General features: G+C 56.5%; 6 protein-coding genes. 4 read left to right on the top strand and 2 right to left on the bottom strand.

Translation table 11 applies throughout. The features are described from left to right. Nucleotides 1-301: 301 nt before the first annotated feature. Nucleotides 302-829: a PadR family transcriptional regulator gene (locus PA598K_RS19695; protein WP_128658605.1), complete on the top strand. Its 528-nt coding sequence runs from the start codon at nucleotides 302-304 to the stop codon at nucleotides 827-829. Further along, nucleotides 826-1,578, top strand: a complete 753-nt coding sequence (locus PA598K_RS19690) for a CPBP family intramembrane glutamic endopeptidase (protein WP_128658604.1) — start codon at nucleotides 826-828, stop codon at nucleotides 1,576-1,578. Before PA598K_RS19695 ends, PA598K_RS19690 begins: the two co-directional genes overlap by 4 nt. Before the next feature lie 183 nt (nucleotides 1,579-1,761). Here PA598K_RS19690 and PA598K_RS19685 read toward each other — a convergent pair whose 3' ends face one another. Beyond that, complete coding sequence (locus PA598K_RS19685) at nucleotides 1,762-3,447, bottom strand: DUF4091 domain-containing protein (RefSeq protein ID WP_260405503.1); 1,686 nt, start codon at nucleotides 3,445-3,447, stop codon at nucleotides 1,762-1,764. A gap of 223 nt (nucleotides 3,448-3,670) precedes the next feature. Here PA598K_RS19685 and PA598K_RS19680 point away from each other — a divergent pair, with 223 nt between their 5' ends. After that, nucleotides 3,671-4,558 (top strand): AraC family transcriptional regulator, encoded by an 888-nt coding sequence (locus PA598K_RS19680; protein WP_128658603.1) that lies wholly within the window; start codon nucleotides 3,671-3,673, stop codon nucleotides 4,556-4,558. A 114-nt stretch (nucleotides 4,559-4,672) separates the two neighbouring features. Beyond that, on the top strand, nucleotides 4,673-5,008 hold the full coding sequence (locus PA598K_RS19675) for a hypothetical protein (RefSeq protein ID WP_128658602.1): 336 nt from the start codon (nucleotides 4,673-4,675) through the stop codon (nucleotides 5,006-5,008). Nucleotides 5,009-5,116: 108 nt separating this feature from the next. Here the strand turns inward: PA598K_RS19675 and PA598K_RS39035 are convergent, their stop codons facing one another. Then, nucleotides 5,117-5,224: a hypothetical protein gene (locus tag PA598K_RS39035; RefSeq protein WP_376739051.1), complete on the bottom strand. Its 108-nt coding sequence runs from the start codon at nucleotides 5,222-5,224 to the stop codon at nucleotides 5,117-5,119. Between the last annotated feature and the right edge of the window lie 7 nt (nucleotides 5,225-5,231).

Here is a 5,231-nt window from a genome sequence, read left to right as displayed (position 1 = left end):
ACGAAATATCGTACACTTTGGCTCCGATTGGCCTGCCACGGCTCGTAACCGTACGTATTGGTTTGAGGCTAGCCTGAAAAATTGTCACCCTACGCATTCTTCCGCTTTCCTTTCCCCGTAAAACACTCGATTCTATTGCCGACGACTGGCAATACATTCGAGTGTTTTTTGTCGATTCACGCCCCATCCGCAAATCGCTCTGCAAAAGTAGCCAAAAAATAGATTGATCATTGAATAAACCTGTGGTAAGATCCATATATCAAATAGATATATCTAAAAGATATATTGGAGGCGAGGCAGGATGCTGGAGCAAGTCATCCTCGGGATGCTGCTGGAAGGGAAAATGAGCGGCTACGATTTGAAGAAAATCATCGAGCAGTCAATCGGTATCTTCTACAAGGTAAGCTACGGCAATTTGTATCCCGCGCTTAAGCGGATGACAGAGCGAGGCTGGATCGAGGAGGAGGAGACCGGAGATGCGAAAAATAAAAAGCTGTACTCCATCTGTCCCGAGGGGAAAGCTGCATTCCAGGATTGGCTGAAGGAGCCGCTGCAAGCGAACAAGCGCGAGCACCTGATCAAAATTTTTTTCTATGACTATCTGGATGAGGCTACCCGGCTGCAGCAGCTGGAGACGTATCAGCGAGGCGTTCAGATGCAGATCGCCCAGATGCAAGCCGTACAGCAGATCGTCGCCGGCGAGCTGGAGCAGATCGACAATAAAGACGATTACTACTATCGCCTTAGCGTGATGTATTACGGCATTGAATTTTTCAAAATGGAGAATAACTGGCTCGAAACAATCAAAAAACGGGGGAACCAACAATGACAACCGAACGACACTTTGCACCAAAACGCCCTTACCTGACGATTCTTCTCTTGCAGCTTGCTCTTGCGATCGGACTGATCGGGGCAGGCGCCTACATTACGATATCGGGCAGGACCGAGCTGCAGCCCGCCTTTGTTGCTTTTATTCCCTTCTCGATCATGCTGCTTGTCTACCTTAGCCTCAAGATGCGCTGGAGCACCTTTTTCTTCGATGGACTGACGCGACTCTCGGGACGGCAATGGCTCGATTACACCCCGCTGCTGGCGATTCTGGTGCTCGTATGGGTATCAGCACAAGGCATTGGAGCTGCCCCGCTCGCTCAGCTCGGCTACCTCGCCCTCTATGCGCTGTTGGTCGGTTTCGTCGAGGAGACGCTGTATCGCGGGATCATCCTCCGTCTGCTGCTGCCGAAGGGACGTTTGTTAGCCATCCTCGTATCGAGTGGGCTGTTCGGCGTCACCCATTTGCTCAATGCCGTCGGCGGACAATCTTTGCTCGACACACTCCTGCAGGTCGTATACGCCTTTCTGATCGGCTTGGTCCTTGCTTTGCTCGTCCTGAAGCATCGCGCCTTGCCGCTGGCCATCCTGTTCCATGCCGTGCATAATTTCATCCAATTCGCCGCCAAGAGCTCTGCATCCGGCACTACAGCGTACGATGTGGTCATCATGCTGCTGCTGGTTGCTGCCGCTTTCTATCTGTCGCGCCCCGAACGAACGTCTGTACATCGGACAGCGATTGCTCCATAAGCAGTCTTGCCGAGCGCACAGAGACAAACGCAGCCAGGGACAGACCTCGGAGCGTCACAGGTGTGGCAGCTCGGAACAATCCTCCCAAGTGCCGCGGCATCCAACACAAAAGGCAACCCGGAAGACGACAGCGCGAGCTGTCCTCCGGGTTGCCTCTTTGGTGTGTTGAACAATGTACCTACATCATTGCGCCGCTTGCTTGATCGCCTCATTGATCCGCTCGCGCGCGTCGAGCAGCCACTCCAGGTCGCGAGGGTAGTCGTCGAAGCGGAACTCGCCCTCCCAGCCCTCGAGCATGATCTCCAGCGCCCGCTCCTTGCCTGCCAGCGAGGCCAGCAGCTCCAGCGCCCGCAGATCCTGCACGCCCTCGCGGAATACCTCCCAGCGCAGCGAATCGAGCGGTCCCTCCTGGCCTGGGTACACGACGAATGCGTCGCCCGACTGAAAAGCGCCTCCCGCATCGGTTACGCGGAACGGGTCGATCTGGCGCAGCGAGTGCTGCGTATACCAGAAATTATATCCCCAATGCAAAAATCCGCTCACATCAAACCGGAAAAGCTGCATGCCCAAAATCCGATTGCGGGCGGACGGCATGCTGAAAAACCGGTTGGCCACATCGACCCCTTGGCCGCAGCAATAGTACGTCCAACGCGGCTCTACGTTATGCTCCAGGAACGGGCCGATATGATCGCTGGCTGGCACCGGGATCGGCACCAGGCCGATTTCGTAAAACTCGTAATTGGACAACGCTTCGAAAAAACGGAACTCGGACAAATGCTTCTTCAACATCTCGCTGGCCGTCCGATAGCTCTCCAGATGGTCCAGATGCGGCTCATCCGATACATGGAAGTACACCCGATCCTGCAGCTGATGCGCCTTGATAAAGGCTGCAAGCTGCGGCAGGAACTGATCTAGGAAGCTGCGGTAAGCCTCGCTGGCCGCATCCGTCTCCCAGCCGAACAATCGCCGCTCGCTTGCCCCGCTCCCCGCGACGATCTTGGGCGCATGCCCTGCTCCCCACTGGGTGAACAGATGGGAGAACTCCAAATATTCGATGCCCGCCTCGCGGCACATCTCGACCCAACGGACCAATCGCGAGAAATCAAAACGATATTGCCCTTCCCCCGCTTCCTCCACGCCGATCAATTGAACCGTCGGACGCTCGCCCCCGACCGCCGTATCGAGCGGCGGCGTGAATAGCGGCGTCAGCAGCATATTGACGCTGTGTTCGGCTGCATTGCGAGCATAGATGCCGATCAGCCGCCAATGCTCCTCGCTGAACACCTCGACACCGTACTCTGTCGCGATACAATCGCAGTGGAACCAGCAGGTATGGATCAGCCGCTGGGCAGGAAGCGTCACAGGCACGATCTCAAGCGCGAAGCTGGCCGCGCCGAGCATCTCGCCCGACTCATGAAGGAACGACACGGTCAGCGGATAGGTCGAACCATCCGGCGCTTGCGGCAGCGCCGACCCGTCGGCCGGAATCGCGATCTGCACCCACAAGCTCCGCCATTGCTCGGGCAGGATCGCCAGCTCCCCGTCCAGCGGCTCCAGCACATCCGGATACAGCCCAGGCGTCGTCCGCAAGTAATGCTCGTCGCGCTTCTCGAACACCGGCAGCTCTGACGGCGCCAGCCCGACCTTACGCAGCGTCGTGTACTGGTCCAGCGCGGACTCTAGTTGCACGCGAACTCCGCGAAGCGCCGTTGGCGAACGATAGGCGATCTGGAACGAATAGACCTCCCCTGCCAGAGCCGAGCCCTGCTCGACCTTGCGATCTGCCAGCTCGGCATCGGCGAATACTTTGCTAAGCGAACTGAGCACGCGCAATTCCAACCCTTCTGTCATCGGTACATCCTGTGACATGGACATCACTCCTCTTGTCTGATCTGTTGTGTCCATCATAGCAGCGCAGACCGGGACAGACAATCTGATAATCGTATCCCGACTATAACGATATTGACCTGATCGGAGCGTATCGCTTATAGTACAGGCAGGACGAACGAAACAGAAACTAACGGACAATGCGATGTGAAGAGAGCATGCCCCTTCCTCGTAACATGAGCTCAATAGCAAAGGAGCAATTCCGATGAAACCCGGCGTCCATGCGGTGCGATATGCGGAGAAATGGCCCTTCATGCTGCTCGATACGATCGGCTGGCAGACCGTCGACTCCCCGGAGTATAGCAATGATGGCACGAGGCGATCCGATGCCGGCCATGTCATCTTCCAATATACGCTGCGTGGTGAAGGACAGTTGGAGTACAACGGCCAGCTCTACCCGCTGACGAAGGGCAGCGCCTTCCTCGTCGATATCCCGAGCCCTCACCGCTATTGCTACCCTGCGGACGGCGGGGGCCAGCCCTGGGAGTTCGTGTGGCTGAATGCCAAGGGCGAGGATGCGGCGCGCTACTGGAAGCAGCTGATCGCGACCCATGGTCCTGTATTGACCTTGCCCGAGCAAGGACCCGCGATGACGCGATTCTGGACGTTGTACCAGGCGATGTCTGCGGGACAGGACCAGGGTCAGGTACCGGATATCGCCGACATCTCGACGCTGCTGTACCACTTCGTGCTGTCGCTGCTCGCTCCGCCGAGCAGCGACACCCGCCGCTCTCACGACGACAAGCCGCCGCTCGTCGAGCAGGCGAAGCAATACATGCGCGAGCATTATGCCCGCGCGCTGTCGCTCGCCGATATTGCCGACAGCTGCGGCATCTCGCGGGCTTACCTGTGCCGCTTGTTCCAGCGTCATGAGGGGGTCAGCCCGCTCGATTATATCCAGCAGCGGCGGATCGAAGCCGCCGTCACCTTGCTCCGCGGCAGCGACCTCCCGGTCCAGGATATCGGCAGACGCTGCGGCTTCGACAGCCCCAGCTACTTCGGCAAGATGTTCAAAGCCTACGTCGGACTCTCCCCCCGCGCCTTCCGCGCCGCCCGTCACGAGTACCCCTTCGATCGATTGACGTTGAAGTGAAGACAGGCCAGCCGCTTGGCTGGCCCCTCCTCTCCTGTCCCTCTCTCGAAGAGACATAGATTGTGCAGGACATGAATCGAAATTGATAGTATACTATCACTGGGGGTGTTGTTCTTGGAGAAGAAGATTTTCGAACTGCTCGGTAAAATGCAGGAACAAATGAATGGGATGCAAGGACAAATGAACGGAATGCAAGGACAAATGACTGAGATGCAGGGGCAAATAAATGGGCTGCAGGGGCAAGTAAATGAGATGCAGTCCGACATATCTAGCATTAAGGGGTCCGTAGAGCGCATAGAAACGCACCAAAATGAAGATGTGATTGCGATCCTGCAAACCGTTAACAACAAGGTGGATACGATTGTACAGCGACAGGACGAGGCCGACAATGTTATTGATGTGTTGGCTGCCAGAACGATTAGACTTGAAGCAAAACGGAATCCTCATTGATTAGATTCAAAGAAATTGATAAGAAATGAATTAAGTCTTAATGACAACGATTGGAGAATACAGCAACCCCAGGCCAACATGGCCTGGGGTTGCTGCGTGTAGCCTAGGTTAGATAAGTCCCGACTGCCGCAGTAGTCGCTGCACCATCACCGCTACCTCGGCACGGGTAACCGAAGCTGCAGGAGCCAGCTCGCCTCCGCTGCGGCCCTGTACAATCCCTGCC

This window comes from Paenibacillus sp. 598K (assembly GCF_003851045.1).
Classification (GTDB): Bacteria; Bacillota; Bacilli; order Paenibacillales; family Paenibacillaceae; genus Paenibacillus_D.
Note: the sequence above shows the minus strand (reverse complement) of the source record. Positions and strands in the feature narration are given on the sequence as shown.